This window comes from Bacteroides sp. AM23-12 (assembly GCF_003434395.1).
Lineage (GTDB): Bacteria > Bacteroidota > Bacteroidia > Bacteroidales > Bacteroidaceae > Bacteroides > Bacteroides thetaiotaomicron.
On record NZ_QTLF01000018.1, the window covers coordinates 97,901 to 115,515 of the forward strand.

Below are 17,615 nucleotides of genomic sequence, written 5' to 3' on the forward strand. Positions count from 1 at the left end.
TTATTCTTCTCTATTCATCAGTTCTTTCATGTGAAGCTTCTTCACAAACTTCATATCATGCGATACCATAATTTTCACCAATTCAGGGAAAGAAGTCTTGGTAGGATTCCAGCCAAGTAACGTACGGGCCTTGGTAGGATCACCCAGTAACTGCTCGACTTCGGCAGGACGGAAATATTTAGAATCGACTTCAACCAAGACTTTTCCGGTCGATACATCAATGCCTTTCTCATCCACGCCTTCACCGTCCCAACGAAGTTCAATACCGACTTCTTTGAAAGCCAGTATCGTAAATTCACGTACAGTATGGTATTCGCCTGTGGCAATTACAAAATCTTCAGGAGTATCATGCTGAAGAATCAGCCACATACACTCAACATAGTCCTTGGCGTATCCCCAGTCACGAAGTGAGTTCAGGTTTCCCAAATAAAGTTTGTCCTGAAGCCCTTGTGCAATACGGGCAGCGGCTAACGTAATCTTACGGGTCACAAAAGTCTCTCCTCTCCGCTCACTTTCATGATTAAACAGGATTCCGTTTACAGCATACATACCGTAGCTCTCACGATAGTTCTTGGTAATCCAGAAACCGTATTGTTTGGCCACTCCATACGGGGAACGGGGATAGAATGGAGTAGTTTCCTTCTGTGGAACTTCCTGTACCAAACCGAATAGTTCGGAAGTCGAAGCCTGATATATCCTTGTCTTCTTTTCCATTCCAAGAATACGGACAGCCTCCAGCATACGAAGTGTACCGATGGCATCCGCTTCGGCTGTATATTCAGGTACGTCAAAAGATACTTTCACATGACTTTGTGCAGCCAGGTTATAAATTTCATCCGGTTGTACCTGCTGGATAATACGGATCAAAGAACTGGAATCTGTCATATCCCCATAATGAAGATTGACCAGACGATCCTTTTTCATGTCACGTACCCACTCATCCAAGTAAAGGTGTTCGATGCGTGCGGTGTTGAAAGAAGAAGAACGACGAAGGATACCATGGACTTCATATCCTTTTTCTATTAGAAACTCGGCTAAAAATGAACCATCCTGACCGGTGATTCCTGATATTAAGGCTACCTTTTTTATTTTACTCATTAATCAAAACTTTTATCTTATTTACAATATATACAACATCTTACTTTCGAACAGACTCTTATTAGTGACTCTTTACAATATCTACAAAATTTTCAATTACATACGCCACATCATTATCTGTAAGTCTAGTATGTAGCGGTAACGTTATCTCATTATGATACATCTCATATGCATTAGGATAATCTTTAATATCAAATCCCAGTGCTTTATACGCTGTCATCATCGGCAACGGCTTATAGTGTACATTGCAAGCAATGCCCCGCTCTGCCATTTTGATGATAATCGCATTACGTTCCTCAATAGTTTTACCCTCCAATCGGCAGATATACAGGTGACCACTCGAAGACGTTCCCTCATCATTATCAGGATAATGATTCAACGGAATAATACAAGTACCCTTCACTCCCTCATTATACAGACCTATTATCTCACGTCTGCGACGTAACATCTCCGGATAACGCTTTAGTTGCGCCAGTCCGATACCTGACATCACATCCGTCATGTTACATTTATAAAAAGGAGCAATGATATCATATTCCCATGCACCCAGCTGCGTCTTAGCCAGTGCATCTTTGTTCTGTCCATGCAGACTTAACAGTTGAAACTGCTTATACAGTGTATTGTTGTCCAACCCCTCACGGTTCACCCAAGTCAACGCACCACCTTCAGCCGTAGTCAGGTTTTTCACCGCATGGAATGAGAATGATGTAAAGTCAGCAATCGCGCCACACATCTTTCCATTACGTCTTGCTCCAAATGCATGAGCGGCATCAGCCATCACAATCACTCTGCCATATGCATTCTGAATATCATTAGCTGGCTTAAAGAGATATTTCTTACTCTCCACCACCTCAAATATCTTATCATAGTCACACACGATACCGGCCAGATCAACGGGAATAACCACTTTTGTACGCTCAGTGATAGCATCAGCCATCTTGTCGTAATCCATTTCAAACGACCCAGGCTTCGTATCCACCATCACCACCTTTGCACCAACGTGGCAAGTAATACTTGCCGTTGCGGTATATGTATATGCACTGGTAATCACCTCATCACCCGGTCCTACACCCAAGGCTCTCAAGATTGATTCCATACAAGCCGTAGCCGAGTTCAAACATACCGCCTTCTCCGTACCACAACACATAGCAATCAGCTGTTCAAATTCCTTTGTCTTCGGACCTGTAGTGATCCAACCGGAACGCAGTGCTTCCGCTACCATCTCGATTTCCGCATCGCTCATATCAGGGGGAGAAAACGGAATATTCCTTAACTTCATATTCATAGTTGAATTATACTTTTATAAAACTATTCACTTTTATTTATCAGCATTTCTGCTTAGCCAAACTAACCTTTCGCCACACTCTTTATAACGTCTATATATTTTTGCGTGCCAATCTCCCTTGTCAGATTTTCCATTACAAACTTTCGACCATTCTCACCATATTTCCGGCACATCTCCCTATTCCGGCAAAGCTCAAGAATTGCATCTGTAAATGCCTGCTTGTCACCGGCTTTCGTAAACACACCACATTCGTTCTCACTAAGAATAGTCTTAATCTCATTCTCATCAAAGTTCGCCAGTACCGGTCTCGATGCTGACATTATGCTCCAAGTCTTGCTTGGCACTGAGTTTTCACCCACACCCGGTTTAGAGATAATAATACCCACATCTCCAAGGCTAAACACATGGCTAATATCTTCATATGGTTGAAAAGGTAAAAGAGTAACATTCTTGATATTATTACGAGTAATAACTTCCTTGACTTGCTCCTTATAAGCCCCCTCTCCAATCAATACAAACTGGATTTCCTCATTGTCTTCCAAACTTCTAGCCACATCGAGCAGCAAATCCATATTCTGGGTCAGACCTATATTTCCACTATAAGTGATATAAAACTTATTTCTATCCAAATGATACTTATCAAACAACTTATTATCCTTTCGGGCAACATTCTTCACTGCATTCTGATCCACCCAATTGTAGACAACTACAATTTTCTCTTCAGGTACACCTTTAGCCATGATATTTCTCTTGAAACCTTCCGAAATAACAATTATCTTGTCCGCATGCTTATAAGTAAAGTTCTCTACCACACGCCCTATCCTCCATATCAATCCATCCTTACGTACCAAGCCGGTACCTGCAAGAGAATCAGGAAAGATATCCTGAAGATTATACACAAAAGGAACTCTTTTGATTTTTTTCAGCAAACAGCCCAATGCACCTTGAATAGGAGGTGTACTTGCTAGATAAATTAAATCAATATCCTTGGCACACAATCCTTTCCCAAATTGTACACACCAGCAAATCCCATATCGCAAAGCACGATTAATGGGATTTTTTCCTTCACTATACATAGGAAAACGATGAATCACTAATTTATTATCGTATTTGTACTCTATTTTACGCTCTTTATACTCAACACGTATTTCTTCAGATACTCCTCGCGTTGGCATTGGAGCATACAGATCTAATATGAAGCCAGCATTACACATAGCTTCACGAATATTGTCTCCTAAATAAGGACTTGCAGCTTGCTCCGGATAATAATATGCAGGTAACACCAAGATTTTCATAATGACATTAATCTAATTGTTTTTTCATTATAAGTTCCTTAAACCTAATTGAACGTTTGGTTCCTACCTCTTTAAAGCCCAAATGTGAATAGAAAGATATTGCTCCCTTACTTTTAATATAAACATCCAAACATATTCTGGAACATCCATTTTTTATTGCAAATTGTTCTATATACAAAAGATTCCTTTTCCCAATTCCTTTTCCTTCATATTGAGGTAAGGTGGCAATCTTTCTTATATAAAGACTACTATCACTATTTTTGTACATTTGAAATGTACTTGTATAATCATTTAATTCCTCATTCCAAACTAAGACTACAGTCTTAGTTTGGCAGTCTCTTCTGATATTCCGTTTTGAATAAGAAGGAATCCAATGAAATAATCTTTTTGTTAAAGCCATGTTGTAGCCACATTTACGTAAAATGTGAAATATTATACCTATATATTCAGAATTGTGACTGTCTACTATGATAAATCTATCCATTTTATCAGTTAGTATAAAGGTTCTCGTGTTTCAATACAGTTTCAATGGTTTTAAAAAAAATCTTCACATCCAATACGAAACTTACATTATTCGCATACCAAGCATCTTTTAATCGTTTTTCTCTTACAGATGCATTATTCCTAAAATATGCTTGACAATAACCAGTCAACCCAGGTACAACTTTTGCCTTGTCTTTCTCATCATCTTCATAAGTGTCAACACTCTCCCAATCGCCCGCACGAGGTCCAATAATACTCATATCACCTTTTATGATATTCAATATTTGAGGAATCTCATCAAGACTAGTTTCTCTTAAAAACTTTCCTATTTTAGTAACTCGCGAATCATTAGCAGAGTTATATGTGCCACCATCAACATTACGTAAATCAGGAGCATTTACTTTCATTGAACGGAATTTGAGCATATTAAATTTTTGAAACCCCTTGCCAACTCTTGCTGATTTATAAAATACCGGACCACCATCATCTAACTTAATTGCGATTGCAACAGGAATTAATATTAAGCCAAAAAGCGGAAAGACCAATAATGAAAATACAATATCTAATAATCTTTTTAAAAAGTGCTTATACATAATTATTTTCTTAATATAGTTATATCGATCATTTGTCTTACTTTTGCTGCAAGTTCTATAGAATGTTCTATTGTGGATGCTTTCGCTACAACATAACCACAACCATCAAGATTAGTTCTATATGGTGTGATAGAGTCTCCAACATGAAGATGATGTTCCACTATTACATTAAATTCAGTCTCGATTTTAACAAAATCAGGGAGAACTTTAACTATCCCTGGTTTTAGAGCAAGAAGTTTCGTAGCGACTGGCTGCGGAGATGTGGCTGGAGTCCAGTTAGTTTCATCACCAACAGCAGCTTTAATCATATTGCCCATGTAATCAATACCTGTACCTGTCGGTATTATATGAGAACCAATCAGATTTCCTCCCATGCGAGCACCAATATCCACAATATGTACTTGACCTTTACTGTTTATCAACAAATCCATATTTACAGAGCCATGATTAACTCCAAGAGCTATAAGAGCATTCTTTACGCATCCTTTTACCTTATTCTCTAAGGATAAGGAAAGACCAGAAGGTATAGCGTGTCCCAGCTCTGCATAATATGGAGGTAATGTCATATCTTTCTGCATTACTGCCAATACATAAATTTTCCCATTATCTACAAATGACTCTACACCATATTCACGACCTACAATAAATGGTTCAGCCACTGCTCTATGGGTTATAGAACTATTTATAGCAAGTTCACAAGCCTCAATCAAATCCTCACCCCTATCAACTCTTGACGCCCCTCTACTACCAGAACCATCACACGGTTTGACCATAACAGGATATTTAATACCATTCTTATACTTTTCAGCTTCCTCTACATTATGTATCTCATAAGAATATCCTGTATCATCAGCTTTTGCATCAAAAAGGCATTTTCTAACAGCTGCTTTATTCCTTATTCTTTTAGCTGCTTCATAATTAATTCCTGGCAGTTCTAGTTCTTGAGCAATATAGCTCATAGTAAGTACACCATAATCAGTCGCCGCTGTAAGCACGCCATCTACATTTTTTCCACGAGCATATGCAAGACATGCTTCTTCATCCACAATATTGATAACTGCATGTTCATTTGCTGACAAAAAGCCCAATGCATTTGGGTCCGCATCTAAGCAAAAAACATAATAGCCCATTTCACGTGCTTTTTTAATAACAAAATTTTGAAGGAAACCACCTCCAAGCATTAAAAGTTTTTTCATAATGATAAAATAAGTGCTCACCATATAGCAATAATATCCTCAAGAATGTTGTAGCATACTTCGGTAAACGTCCAATTTCTACGCTAGTTATTTAAATCTCCTTTATTCTTGGATGTATGCACACTTGAGATAATTAACGCCCATTAAATCTTAGATTTTATTAAATGAAGCCAAAGCAATGCTATCATTTCACTAAGTAAAAATCATTACTTATTGCTCATTCTCCTTTATTATTCTTGCAGGATTACCAGCAATTATTACGTTATTAGGAAATGATCCACACACCACACTGCCAGCTCCTACCACCACATTCTTACCGAGAGTAGTACCTTTCAGAATGATTGAGTTTGCCCCAATGAAGCACCCCTCACCGATGGTAATAGGACGATGTTTGACTAAATCTAAACGTTCAACTGGAGAACGCTGACTATATGATAGAGGATGGAAATCATTATCGATAATCTTACATCCACTACCAATATCAGTATGGTCACCTACAGTTATTGAATCTATGGAGTAGAGTGTGCATCCACTCATACAGACATGAGATCCTATATTTATCTTACCACCCATTCTTGCAACAATGATACATCTTTGCGAAAGACCAATCATATTGCTAAATGGGTGTGAGAATATGTTAGAGCGACCTACCTTACTAAATGTTATTGATGAACCCTTCTCTGCATAAATCACAGCAAATCCACGAAACCAAATATTATCCTTATATTTTAAACGATATTTCAAGTAGTTTAAAAATAAGAATATTGTCCTTAAAAGCATTTCCATTACGATCTTTCACCACATATTACATTATAATATCTCTTATATTCACCACTTGTAATGCTATCCATCCAAGCCTCATTATTTAGGAATGCATTGAAGTCGCAAATATCCATCTTCACAAACTTATAGTTAGGCTTGTCTTCTATTTCTTTCAGATTAGCCCAGCTACCTACATGCGTAAATTTATCCTAATTGATGATGTTATAACTTTAGGGATTTGTTCACAAACAAATGTACAACGAGTGAGCTTATGAAACCGACACTACCAGTGATTACTATATTTTTTCATCTTATTTCCCCACTTTATCAAGTATATTAGTTGAATTAATGTCTTGCTTCATTTCGTCAATAACCTTGAAAAGATACTGACCGTATTGATTCTTAATCATTGGTTGTGCAAGTTCACGCATGCGCTCTTCACTAATCCAACCTTTACGGTAGGCGATTGCTTCGAGACATGCGATTTTCAATCCTTGACGTTTCTCAACAACCTCAATGTAGGTCGATGCTTCAGAAAGAGAATCATGTGTACCTGTATCCAGCCATGCAAATCCACGACCAAGAATCTGAACTTTCAATTCCCTGTCATTCAAGAACCACTGGTTAACTGTAGTTATCTCATATTCTCCTCGTGCTGACGGCTGTATCTTTGATGCTACATCAACAATTTTGTTTGGATAGAAATACAATCCCACAACTGCATAGTTGCTCTTGGGCTTTACTGGCTTCTCTTCGATTGATAGACAATTACCATTACGATCGAATTCAGCTACTCCATAACGTTTTGGATCGTTTACCCAATAGCCAAAGACAGTAGCTTTGTGTTCTTCGTCAGCAGTACGAACTGCATCTTTCAGCATATCCGTAAAACCACTACCAAAGAATACGTTGTCGCCTAAAACAAGACAAACAGAATCATCACCTATAAAGTCCTTACCAATGGTAAAAGCCTGTGCAAGGCCATCAGGCGATGGTTGTTCAGCATACTCAAAATGAACACCGTAATCAGAGCCATCTCCCAAGAGTCGTTTGAATCCCGGAAGGTCAAATGGTGTTGATACTATCAGTATGTCACGAATACCTGCCAGCATCAATACCGAAATTGGGTAATATACCATCGGCTTATCGTAAATAGGCATGAGTTGCTTAGAGATGCCTTTAGTAATTGGGTAAAGGCGCGTTCCTGAGCCTCCCGCTAAAACTATACCTTTCATAATATTGTTACGATTATTGGTTCCTCACCGAGAATTCGAATCTCGCTATACTTATTGTCTTCAGGTAAGGATGTGCTTTTTAGTTCTTTGAGCAGAACTCAATAATGTGTTTAATTATCTTCTTAACCTCCAAGTCTGTCAACTCATAATACAGAGGCAGACGAACAAGGCAATCGCTATAATAGTCACAATTTGGCAATTCAGCACCATAATACTTGTCTGCATAGTACTTACTGCTATGAAGAGGCAAATAATGGAATGTTGTCTGTACATCATTCTCCTTAAGGTATGTCATCAGAGCTGTACGATACTCCAGTGATGGGCAAAGGAGATAGAACATGTGTCCGTTGTTTGTAGCATACTCAGGAATAAATGGAAGACGAACCATATCACCAACCTTACCGTTCAAGCCATTGTAGTACATTTCCCAAATATGCTTGCGCTTATCCTGAATGTCATCCAATTGCTCCAACTGTGCCCATAGAAATGCAGCATTGAACTCAGAAGGAAGAAAACTGGAACCCATGTCCACCCATCCGTATTTGTTGACCATACCACGATAGAACTCTGCACGATTGGTTCCCTTCTCCCAAAGAATTTCTGCACGACGAATGAAACGATCATCATTCACTACAAGCATACCACCTTCTCCACTACTGATATTTTTTGTCTCGTGAAAAGAGAATGCCCCAAGATGACCGATACCACCAAGGGGCTTATCCTTGTAGAAGCTATCTACACAATGTGCTGCATCCTCAACTACAAGAAGGTTATACTTCTCAGCCAATGCCATAATAACATCCATATCGCATGCAACACCTGCATAATGTACCACTGCAATGACCTTAGTTTTTTCTGTAATCAATGGTTCAATCTGTGCGACCTCCATATTAGGAGTCTCTTTACTTGAATCTGCAAAGATCACCTTCGTATCCTCACGAAGAAATGCAAGAGCGGTAGATACGAAAGTGTATGAAGGGATAATTACCTCATCACCTGGCTGGAGATTACAAAGCATTGCGCACATTTCAAGTGCATCGGTACCTGATGTAGTCAACAGACACTTCTTGAAGCCATACTTCTCCTCAAAAAAAGTATGACACTTCTTTGTAAAATCACCATTACCTGACATTGTTGTAGAATGACAAACTTCCTCCATATATTTCAGTTCACGACCAGAACAATAGGGTTTATTAAATGGAATCATAATTATATTTTATTTAAATATTCACCAATTTGCATCAATCTCTCATTGTATTTTTTTGAATCATATCTCGACAATGCATAACTTCTGCACCTTTGAATAATGTCGCTATTCTTCTTTACAATTTTCTGTACAACCTTTTGTAATTCCGTCACATTACGTGCCTCCACAAAGGTGCCGACAGTATTATCTGAAACATAAGGCATTCCAGATATATCAAAACATAATAAGGGAACACCACATGCCAATGAGTCTAAACAAGCATTTGGCATTGTATCTAATAAACTTGGGAAAACAAATAAATCTCCGATAGAAAAATACTCTGCCAGTTTATTTTGGTCACGAATAAATCCAATTGGAATATAATTCTTTGGCAAAAATGATTTATCCTCACACATATATCCTACATGAATAAATATGTAGTTATTATTGCTTTCAAATCTTCTTGCTAGTTCGATAAAGAATCGACATCCTTTACGGTCATTCACTGTATTATTAAATGGCGCAATACAGGTGATAACGATTTTATTATCACTTATTCCAAGTTCACTATACAGATTATCTGTATTTCTAGGATAGTATATATCCATATCAATAGATTCATCTAATTCCACAATTTTAGCATTTTGCAGCAAGGGAGACTCTTTCGCTTTTTCGACAACAAAACGTGGACCGACAAAAGCAGCTTTTGATAACATTTGGTACGCTTTTTGTTTCATTTTAAACACTGCTTTTGATCCATCCAAAATGAGACTAGTTGGATATGAAGCCTTATTTGGGCAGTTACCGCACCCCAAAAAATAACGATTGCAACCATTATTATATGCACACTTGCCACCATAAGCATATTCGTCTATCATTATGTGAACTAAAGCAATATTATTATCTGCCACATATTTATACAATTTATACTCATTCAAATAGTATCCATGAATACAAACTATGTATATTGTGTCAATATTGGCTTTTGAGAAGAATCGTAAAAGTTTGGTTGTTGAAGAACTAGAATAAAATCCCTGTCGTCCTGTCATGCGAACCATCAAAGCATGAATATTAACAGATAAGAAACTACCTATTTTTTTCATAGACGAATTAGTTGGAGATGCACCACGACCATAGCAAAAATATGATCGATATCCCTTAGCTAATAAATTCCGATGGAGATTTAGTGATATCTGTCCAGTGCTACCAAAATCTACATTATTAATAATCGCTATATTCTTCATCATTGTGATTAGCTAATTACATAGTTAATTGCATCTATCACTCCTTCAGCTTTAATCTCATTAGTCGCTTTACTATAATAATAATCCATTGCCCTGCGTCCCATATCGATATATTTAATACGATTTTCAAAAGCATCTAACATAATTGCCGAGAGATCTTCGTCCTTCTCATACATTATACCATTTACGCCATTCTGTATATGATAGATTTCTCCACCAGTAATAGCATCCTTGCGTGAGACGAACGGAACGCCATAACCCATACTTTTTGGAACAGACAAACCGGCTTGTGTCGGAGAAAAGCACAGCAATGACTGTTGGAAGATCTTCAAAATTTCCTTCTCATCATAGATTGCTCCATGAAAAGCAACATTGTCTTGAAGTCCATTATCTTTAACATATTGTTCCAACACTTCTCGTTCAGAACCTGCACCAACAATTCGCAATTTTGTATTGCATGAACTCTGTTTGTAGAACTTATTGTAAGCCTCAAGCAGCAAATCGAGCCCTTTTCCTTTATAAAGCGTCCCTATAAAAAGAAAGTCTTTCTTTAGCTCAGGTTTGAATTCTATTTTCTCTACATCGGTAGTATTGATTGCTTCAAATATATTGTCCATCCGTAAATTAGTGTTCTTCCAAAATTCTCGTGACTTATTTATATAGAAGATATTAGCATCACATGCTGATAACACTTTCTGGAAAAAACGATCCAACAAATTGTGTTTTCTGTAGGTAATATACGGATGGACATAAGACACTCGGAAACCAATACTCCATGAGATTACTTTATATCGTCTATTACCAAATGGCAATAAACAATAAGCTGGTACATGGAAATCTGGTACGAATATGACAACATCAAATTGTTTACAAAGAGATTTTAAGTCACTAACTAAAATTATAGACTTGATCTTTATGTAATTTAGTTTATGTTTTTGAAAACTACATGGAATTGACGATTTATCTTTTGAGTAATATGCAACCGTCAGTTCGTGAAGTTCTGAAATACAATTGTAGGTTGATACATTATACGCAGATATTTCGTTTTGAAGGATTAATACTTTTGCCATTATTCAATATTGTTGCGGTTTATAGATTAAAACGAATACAAGAACAAACCAAAACATACCAGTCATAAGATATGATCCTGAAAATAAAAGATTTACAGACGGATATATAAACAAGGGTACTAGGAACAAAAGATTTCGTTCTATTTTTATTATAAAATATGCTCTTTTTATACTTATAATTAGTATTATTATCCAAAATGCAAAATAGAAAATTCCACCGCCTTCCAGAATTTCTAAAAAGATATTATGAGGATATCCAAATGCACCAATAGTATGAAAGATTCCATAACCAGTATATAGATTTGCCTCAATATTCTTTTGTGCTAATTCAAATACAATATCACGATTAGATGTTTGCGCCATATCAATACCGCTTGAAGAAATATAGGAAAAGGCACGATCCATACCTCTATTAAAAGTATTTTCAAGAACTGAATTTTGAACAAGATCAAATATAATGACAACTCCTAGTAAACCCAACGGAAGGACAAAAAACAGGACCTTAAATATATTTCTTTTCTTGACAAAGATTAAACTAATCAGCCCCGCTAATGCAAATAGAAAGACTACGCCACCTCTTCCTCCAGAAGAAAGACATGTTAAAGGAAGCAGCACACACATTACGATACTTACTAACTTAAAGACTTTGTTTTTTAGAAATTTAAATCTATCTTCTCGTTTCGACAATAAACCATAATATATAGCTCCAAAGGCAAGTGCTGACTGGTAAGAAATGCCATTATAACCTTCTATTAATTCTCCTAGCATCATCATCTTAGGCAATCTTGCTATCATTCCTATACCAAGAATAATCAAGATAACATCTAAGTATTTATACATACCTTCAATACTATTGTTTTTTGCAATTAAGCTAGCAATTAACATTGGTGACAGCGAAAAGAATAAAAAAAACTGATAAGCCTTTTTTGTCCATTCTAAAGGAGGCGATTCAGAACTAATATCAGAAAAATAACATGCAGTAAATATAATTGGGATTAATAAAACCATCTTGCTAAAAGGTTTACCCAATATGAAAATATCATGTACAATTAATAGCATTGAAAATGCAAACAATGATATCATATAATAAAGGTACAACGTACTACCTTCTTCCTGTTTATAACCTGTAATTCCGCAGAAAGCCGAGAACATTTCTGCACCTAAAAAGGAAAGGGGATATATCCAACATTTTAACTTATATAATCTATCCATTTTTACTTCTCCTGATACAGTTTTACCCACTGGTTCCCAATATTATCAACACTAAAAGCTTTAGCTTTCAGTACCGATTGGGTTGACATTTCAAGCAAACGTAAATTATCTCCAATTAAGTATTCAACTATCTTTGTATAACCCTTTTTATCGAATGGCTTTACAAGATATCCGTTCACACAATTATCAATCACATTTTCTGCTGCTCCGTAGCTATTGAAAACAACAGGTACCACACCATAACTCATAGCCTCTACCAATACAAGGGGAAAACCCTCATATGCAGAAGTCAAGCAGAAGATAGAGGCTTCCTTGTAATATGGCTCTGGAGATTTGAAACCCTCGAACGATATATTTGTAAGACTCATTTCTTTTGCCATAATTTTGAGTCTTGGAAGATCTTCACCTTCGCCAACTACCTTAAGTTGCCAATCTGCATGTTGTAGCTCGATATTCTTCCACACATGCAGTAGGAGATCATTACGTTTTTGAGCAAATGAGATGCGCCCAACATAAAGTACAATCTTCTTTTTTTCTATTATCTCATCATCTTTGCATACAATGGTACAAGGATTATAGATAGCACATACCTTGTCTTGAGGGAAATCGGGTAGGAAAAATGCAAGTTCTTTCTTGTATGCATTAGAAAGTAGTACAAATTGATTGGAATACTTAAGAATATCTTGATAATGCTGTTTGTATTTCTTTTTATACATAGCATTCATCACTCCCTTGACAACTGACGTTCTAAGCAAAGGGAGTAGCCATGCGAGATGAAATTTCTTAAATAGAGAATAACGAACAATAGTAAAACTAGTAACGGGAGCAAGGAGAGAATTATGAGCTACCGTAAATATCTTGGCATGACCGTAGCAGCTAGTATGCACAAGTTTAGTCAGATTCTTGTACAATCCATCCTGATTCACAACCACATCTATTTTTTGTTCCTTCAACAATAATTGGATATAGTAAATATTCTGCTCATTCAGCAGTTCTGTATTGGGAAGTACATATTGGTTCTTAATACCACCATTAGTAGGTTGAGAGGAAAGATAGTAACAATTATGTCCTAGAGTGCGGAAGTAGTCACATAGAACTTTTGTCACTCTCTGTACCCCCCCATGCGTAGGATTGATATTTGAACTGTAAATATAAAGTAGGTTCATTTCAATAAATCCACAAATCTATTATACATAGTCTTGTCGGAGAAGACTTTTGATCTTCGCTTTGCAGCAACAGACATTTTGTGGAGTTTTTCGTCATCAAAGCACAGGTCTTCAATAGCCGTTGATAGACCATCAATTAAACCTTCTCCACGATTCACAACTATCCCTGATCTTTCGTCAATCACCTCAAGCGTTCCACCAGCATCGGACACGACAACTGGGATTCCAGCAGCCATTGCTTCGAGTATAGAAAGGGGGAAAGCCTCAAAACTTGTAGATGGTACGACAACAATGGTAGAGAGTTGTAGGTAAGAAGTAATCTCTGAGTAATCTACATATCCAGTAAAAATGACACCATTTCCTATTCTAGAAGCTATAAATTCAAGGTCAATGACGTAATCATCCTTAACATTATTAGAGAATGACTGCCCCCCAACGATTAGTAATTTCGCATCATTATGTTTTGCTGCAACCTTCTCAAAAGCAAGCATAAGCTCTTTAACACCCTTGTTATTTACTAATCGCCCAGTGAATGTAATTACTCTATCAGTAGAACTGATACCATACCTTTTCTGTAGTTCTTGCTTCTTCTGTGTTTCTATAGGCAACTCAAACCGTTGCAAGTCTATACCATTGTGACAAACATCCACTGGAATAGAAGAAGGCACAATAGGTTGCAAGCGAGACTTAATAAAGTTACTCACAGTAAATATCCTTTGGGTATGTTGGAATATTAGATCGTTTATTTTGCTTGATGCATTGAGATAATCGTTATGCAAATGCTGAATAAGTTCAAACTCAGACTTGCGATTTTGATATAGAGCGTATGCAGGACAGTTTTCAAGAATCAATGTCTTGATACCCTGCTGCTTGAAATAGCGATATGCCTTTATCTCATAAAGTGAAGGGGTATTTATATGCAAATAATTCCTACAGATACGTCTGACAACTTTGAGTAAAATATCTATCAGAACGTAGATTCCTGACGGATTGCAATATTTATATTGGGTATTATGATATTGCTTTGCCTCAGCTGCCGCAGCACCATCATATTTTGAAAACACATAGATATCCAAATCATGCCTATCCTCATTATTATCAATAATGAGTTGCGTCAAGTTCTCAACAGCCCCCCCCTTGACAGGAGGAAGAGGAAGAGATTCGACGAGTAATATTCCAATTTTTTTACTCATTTCGTTCTTTTTATTAATGTATTGCATTTGATTATTCCAAGTTTAACAAATTGCAAAAGACTCACATTAAGCTCTTCAAACACCTGTTTTGGCCATTTCCAATCATTGTATGATAACTGAACAACAGCCTGAACAAGCACAACACCGAGTATACCCCACGTTGTCAATTTGAGTACAACAAAAGTGCCAACAAAAATTACTGCACCAGAAATCAATGTAGGCTTAACAAAAGGAACTCGATTGGAAGTAACTATAATTGTTGCAAAATTAGACTGATTCAATTCAAGGGTTGAGAATAGAAAATATAGTAGGCAAATCCATCTTGATGGTAGAGTCGTTTGAGAACCTATTAAATCAAGCAACCAGTTTCCGAAAAAGAACATTCCTATACAACCACAAATCATTAACGCCCAAAATATGATCATAGTGAATGAGAGAAGTTCAGTCAACTTCTGATATTCTCGGGTCACTTGGTAGTTTGAGAACACTGGAAGATACGAAACAAAGAAAACAGACGCCATTGTTACCATTGTGGTGCCAAGCTGAACCATCAATCCATACGACGCAGTTACTTCCAAGGATAGATAGATGCCAACAATAAACATATTCATTTTATTGACAACGTATGCACCAACAAACGTAAGACCAAGTTTCTTTGCGCTATACCCAATAGTAGAGAATGTTTTCTGTATTTCATCCTTTTTAATATCAACAGGTAGTAACTTTTTTAATCCTCTGCCATAAAACATCTTGTATGCATAGAATCTTTGAATGAACGGAGAAATAAAGTTAGCAACAACAATGGAAAGAAGACCACAATTCATAAATATCATACCAAGCGTAATCATAATATATGATAACTTTGATAGGATTATTGAAATGGAATTCTCCTTAATTAACCCTCGACCTGTGAGCAGACTGCTATAGTAATTGAAATATATATTGAAATATACAGATAAGGAATAGATAATCCATATCAAGAGAGTGTTAGGCACTTGACTAAACCCATCGGTAACATAATGGATATACCATGTACCAGCAGTTAACATGATTAGGAGTACCAATAATGATAGCCGCTTGTATACCATCTTTGCCGTGATGATAACAGTAGCAACCAGCCTGTAACTAGGTTTGCTATCAACTTCCTTCTTTGAAAATCCCTCCTTTGCAAGCTCCTTAGCCCCACTAAATACATATGTAATGTTTCGTCCGAATTGAGGTGAAAAGCCAAAGTCCAACAATGACACCATGGATCCTATAGTAAGCATCAAATAATTAAGCCCCATTTCCTCTGCCGTCAATCGATTCAAAATAAAAGGCAGGACTAATAAACCAGATGCTATTCCTAAAAATTTGGCAATATAGCTCCAAATAATGTCAGATTTTCCTACTGAGATAGATTCTTTATTAGGCACAAATTATTATCTAAAAAAGATGAAGGACTCAATTCTTTTATTAGCTCTGATTACCCTGCCAATATATACCGATATGACGGCGATGAGAATAGAAATAGGACTAATAATTAACAATTCTAAGATCAGATAATTATAATTATCGAAATAAGAACACAAAAATGCCATGCTTATACTCCTTACAATAAAGAAATGAAGTACGTATACATCAAGTGTATGTGCACCAATAAACGACAGCAGTTGTGTCATCTTATTATCTAAAACTTCAAGTTTCATAATAATAGATATACTGAGAACTATATAAATCCATGGTAACCAATAACCAATTGCATGTATGTTAAAATTAAAACATTTCAAGAGCTCCGTTATGACAGCAATTAGAAGGGATGCTAACATAATATATTTATTATTGAAAAGCGTATTAACCGCATCGTATTTTCTTAAAAATATTGCTACAAAAAAGAATGGTGCATATCTTTTTACTTGGATTAAACTTAGATAGTTCTGCCAACATGAACTATTTAAATCAACTCCTTTGTTTAACAATTGGAGCATGGAGTATAGAAGAACAATGAATATCAAATCCACAACAAATGAAAACATTTTGCTTTTACACAATAAACTTATGGGATTAAAAAAATAATAAATAAGATAGAGCTCAAATAATACCAGAAGATACTAATAGCCTTGTTTCATAACTGGAGTAATGAATTCACAAAAACCTTGATGAATAAATAACGTAAAAATTGTACCGAACAAGAAAAATGGAACTAAAAGTTGTCTTGTCTTTTTATATAGATGTTTAATTGTTTCTTTTATTGAGTAGTCTTTATGTTTGATAACAATTCCACTTAAAAAGAAGAACAATGGCATTTGGAAAACTGTAAGCCAACTATATATTCTCATGTTGTCAGCATTATTCACATTACCTCTATTTATACAAAATAAACAGATGTGACCTGTAATCACGAGTAAAATTGCAAAGGCTTTAGAGTAATCTATGTAATTATATCTTTCTTTCATTGATAGTTCACTGATAGTTTTTTGAACTCTTAAGTAAAGAATATCAGACTGGCAAGAAGTATCGAACTTCGAACATTGGTTCCACCTGCGTTGCCAGTTATCCTTATAATATTAACATTAGTGTCCCATTAAAATTGGGACGAATTAAAAATTAAACAACCT

Annotated in this window: 15 protein-coding genes and 2 pseudogenes; all 17 read right to left on the minus strand. The window is 36.3% G+C overall.

Translation table 11 applies throughout. The features are described 5' to 3' along the window. Positions 1-1,098 carry a GDP-mannose 4,6-dehydratase gene (gmd, locus tag DW640_RS15180; RefSeq protein WP_117578612.1) on the minus strand — a complete coding sequence of 366 codons (1,098 nt, stop codon included), beginning with the start codon at positions 1,096-1,098 and terminating at the stop codon, positions 1-3. Positions 1,099-1,159: 61 nt separating this feature from the next. After that, positions 1,160-2,377 carry a DegT/DnrJ/EryC1/StrS aminotransferase family protein gene (locus DW640_RS15185; RefSeq protein ID WP_008761453.1) on the minus strand — a complete coding sequence of 406 codons (1,218 nt, stop codon included), beginning with the start codon at positions 2,375-2,377 and terminating at the stop codon, positions 1,160-1,162. Positions 2,378-2,445: 68 nt separating this feature from the next. After that, on the minus strand, positions 2,446-3,678 hold the full coding sequence (locus DW640_RS15190) for a glycosyltransferase family 4 protein (protein ID WP_048692430.1): 1,233 nt from the start codon (positions 3,676-3,678) through the stop codon (positions 2,446-2,448). 7 nt (positions 3,679-3,685) lie between these two features. Continuing rightward, on the minus strand, positions 3,686-4,078 hold the full coding sequence (locus tag DW640_RS15195) for an N-acetyltransferase (protein ID WP_158562599.1): 393 nt from the start codon (positions 4,076-4,078) through the stop codon (positions 3,686-3,688). Positions 4,079-4,166: 88 nt separating this feature from the next. Continuing rightward, the gene (locus DW640_RS15200; protein WP_048692425.1) at positions 4,167-4,754 is read right to left on the minus strand and encodes a sugar transferase; all 588 of its coding nucleotides are present in this window, start codon (positions 4,752-4,754) and stop codon (positions 4,167-4,169) included. A gap of 2 nt (positions 4,755-4,756) precedes the next feature. Further along, a complete protein-coding gene (locus DW640_RS15205) occupies positions 4,757-5,950 on the minus strand; it encodes an ATP-grasp domain-containing protein (RefSeq protein ID WP_048692434.1) in 1,194 nt (397 codons plus the stop codon). A 210-nt stretch (positions 5,951-6,160) separates the two neighbouring features. Next, the gene (locus tag DW640_RS24335; RefSeq protein ID WP_008761448.1) at positions 6,161-6,736 is read right to left on the minus strand and encodes a DapH/DapD/GlmU-related protein; all 576 of its coding nucleotides are present in this window, start codon (positions 6,734-6,736) and stop codon (positions 6,161-6,163) included. Positions 6,737-6,819: 83 nt separating this feature from the next. After that, positions 6,820-7,012: pseudogene (locus tag DW640_RS24010) on the minus strand (GDP-mannose 4,6-dehydratase); the annotation flags it as partial. Between the two features lie 11 nt (positions 7,013-7,023). Further along, positions 7,024-7,947, minus strand: a complete 924-nt coding sequence (gene rfbA, locus DW640_RS15220; RefSeq protein WP_008761447.1) for a glucose-1-phosphate thymidylyltransferase RfbA — start codon at positions 7,945-7,947, stop codon at positions 7,024-7,026. Between the two features lie 79 nt (positions 7,948-8,026). Beyond that, entirely contained in the window at positions 8,027-9,154 is a 1,128-nt protein-coding gene (gene rffA / locus DW640_RS15225) for a dTDP-4-amino-4,6-dideoxygalactose transaminase (protein ID WP_048692422.1), read from the minus strand. 2 nt (positions 9,155-9,156) lie between these two features. Then, on the minus strand, positions 9,157-10,380 hold the full coding sequence (locus tag DW640_RS15230; RefSeq protein ID WP_080979763.1) for a glycosyltransferase: 1,224 nt from the start codon (positions 10,378-10,380) through the stop codon (positions 9,157-9,159). Between the two features lie 5 nt (positions 10,381-10,385). Continuing rightward, positions 10,386-11,447 carry a glycosyltransferase gene (locus tag DW640_RS15235; RefSeq protein ID WP_048692418.1) on the minus strand — a complete coding sequence of 354 codons (1,062 nt, stop codon included), beginning with the start codon at positions 11,445-11,447 and terminating at the stop codon, positions 10,386-10,388. A 3-nt stretch (positions 11,448-11,450) separates the two neighbouring features. Further along, a complete protein-coding gene (locus tag DW640_RS15240; RefSeq protein WP_118201974.1) occupies positions 11,451-12,689 on the minus strand; it encodes an O-antigen ligase in 1,239 nt (412 codons plus the stop codon). Then, positions 12,662-13,765 (minus strand): glycosyltransferase, encoded by a 1,104-nt coding sequence (locus DW640_RS15245; RefSeq protein WP_158562600.1) that lies wholly within the window; start codon positions 13,763-13,765, stop codon positions 12,662-12,664. Before DW640_RS15245 ends, DW640_RS15240 begins: the two co-directional genes overlap by 28 nt. Before the next feature lie 56 nt (positions 13,766-13,821). Beyond that, positions 13,822-15,018, minus strand: a complete 1,197-nt coding sequence (locus DW640_RS15250) for a glycosyltransferase family 4 protein (protein WP_158562601.1) — start codon at positions 15,016-15,018, stop codon at positions 13,822-13,824. After that, a complete protein-coding gene (gene wzx, locus DW640_RS15255) occupies positions 15,015-16,433 on the minus strand; it encodes an O-unit flippase-like protein (protein ID WP_080979762.1) in 1,419 nt (472 codons plus the stop codon). The genes DW640_RS15250 and wzx overlap by 4 nt, the downstream gene beginning before the upstream one ends. A 6-nt stretch (positions 16,434-16,439) precedes the next feature. Continuing rightward, positions 16,440-17,453: pseudogene (locus tag DW640_RS24405) on the minus strand (acyltransferase family protein). Between the last annotated feature and the right edge of the window lie 162 nt (positions 17,454-17,615).

Coding starts and splice junctions, on each gene's coding strand:
- DW640_RS24335 (WP_008761448.1), bottom strand. CDS start 6,736: ATGGAAATGCTTTTAAGGACAATATTCTTATTTTTAAACTACTTGAAA.
- DW640_RS15235 (WP_048692418.1), bottom strand. CDS start 11,447: ATGGCAAAAGTATTAATCCTTCAAAACGAAATATCTGCGTATAATGTA.
- DW640_RS15200 (WP_048692425.1), bottom strand. CDS start 4,754: ATGTATAAGCACTTTTTAAAAAGATTATTAGATATTGTATTTTCATTA.
- DW640_RS15185 (WP_008761453.1), bottom strand. CDS start 2,377: ATGAAGTTAAGGAATATTCCGTTTTCTCCCCCTGATATGAGCGATGCG.
- DW640_RS15195 (WP_158562599.1), bottom strand. CDS start 4,078: ATGGCTTTAACAAAAAGATTATTTCATTGGATTCCTTCTTATTCAAAA.
- DW640_RS15190 (WP_048692430.1), bottom strand. CDS start 3,678: ATGAAAATCTTGGTGTTACCTGCATATTATTATCCGGAGCAAGCTGCA.
- DW640_RS15230 (WP_080979763.1), bottom strand. CDS start 10,380: ATGATGAAGAATATAGCGATTATTAATAATGTAGATTTTGGTAGCACT.
- gmd (WP_117578612.1), bottom strand. CDS start 1,098: ATGAGTAAAATAAAAAAGGTAGCCTTAATATCAGGAATCACCGGTCAG.
- DW640_RS15205 (WP_048692434.1), bottom strand. CDS start 5,950: ATGAAAAAACTTTTAATGCTTGGAGGTGGTTTCCTTCAAAATTTTGTT.
- rfbA (WP_008761447.1), bottom strand. CDS start 7,947: ATGAAAGGTATAGTTTTAGCGGGAGGCTCAGGAACGCGCCTTTACCCA.
- DW640_RS15250 (WP_158562601.1), bottom strand. CDS start 15,018: ATGAGTAAAAAAATTGGAATATTACTCGTCGAATCTCTTCCTCTTCCT.
- rffA (WP_048692422.1), bottom strand. CDS start 9,154: ATGATTCCATTTAATAAACCCTATTGTTCTGGTCGTGAACTGAAATAT.